The 999-nt window shown below is 61.3% G+C and carries 1 protein-coding gene; it reads right to left on the reverse strand.

The window, feature by feature from the left end:
- Positions 1-78 precede the first annotated feature (78 nt).
- Positions 79-705: a flavin reductase gene (locus tag NE609_RS17305; protein ID WP_243107484.1), complete on the reverse strand. Its 627-nt coding sequence runs from the start codon at positions 703-705 to the stop codon at positions 79-81.
- Positions 706-999 lie beyond the last annotated feature (294 nt).

Below are 999 nucleotides of genomic sequence, written 5' to 3' on the forward strand. Positions count from 1 at the left end.
TAATACCGGCTGTATCCGTATAAAAACCGAAGCGGCCGCCAAAAACGGCGGCCGCGCCGCGCCCGCCTTTTAAAATACTCAGATGCGCTCGAAGAAGCTCGCGTCCTTCTTGCAGATGGGGCAGATGAAATCGGGCGGAAGCTCCTCGCCCTCGTAAATGTAGCCGCAGACCTTACAGCGCCAGCCGTGTTTTTCGGCGGGCTTTTTGTAGGAGGGGGCGTTGGGAGGGGTCTCGCCCTTTTTGACCTTGTGGTAGTAGTCGTAGGTCATGACGGGCGCGTCGGAGAGCTTGACCGCCTCGATCGATTTGCCGACAAAGAGCACATGCGTATCGAGGTCGAGCTTGTCGATCACCTTGCAGGAGAACATCGCGGAAGCGGTTTCCGTGGGATACCACACCCCGTTGGCATCCGCGCCGTGGGGAATGCCCGCAAATTTGTCCTCCTCCCTGCCCGAGCGGAACCCGAACCGGCCGATCAGATCCATCGTGGCCTCCTCGGTGAGCGCCACGGCGTTGAAGAGCCCCGAGCGCTCGATCAGCGAGGTGGTCAGGTTCTGCTTGGAGACCGCGACCGCGACCTTGGGCGGTTCGGCGGTCACCTGCGTGACGGTGTTGACGATGCAGCCGTTCTGCTTACCGTCAAACGCGGAGCTCAGCACATAGAGCCCGTAGGACATCTTGAAAAACGCCTGTAAATCCAGCATGAAACATCCTCCTTCTGTTTTTTATCTTGCCACTGATTTGGGGCTGTCATTCATTGGGACTGCCGCTCGGGGAGCGGCGGAGCCCTTTTTGGGCTTTCCGCCCCGGCGGTGGTCTGGGGTTTGCCGCGCTGCGCCCGGCGGGAATGCCGGGATCCGCCCCGGCGGCGGTTTTGGATTTGCCGCGCTGCGCCCGGCGGAGCTTTCACGGGAATTGCCGCCCGAGGGCGGCAAGAATGACTAGCGCGTTCCGCCGCGCGGCACGGGTTCCTTTTCGGACGGACGAAAAGGAACCAA

The sequence above is a fragment of the Anaerotruncus sp. DFI.9.16 genome (assembly GCF_024461615.1).
In the GTDB taxonomy this organism is placed as follows: domain Bacteria; phylum Bacillota; class Clostridia; order Oscillospirales; family Ruminococcaceae; genus Anaerotruncus; species Anaerotruncus massiliensis.

Bases quoted from the DNA above. Each gene is read 5' to 3' on its own strand.
- NE609_RS17305 (WP_243107484.1), bottom strand. From the start codon at position 705: ATGCTGGATTTACAGGCGTTTTTCAAGATGTCCTACGGGCTCTATGTG.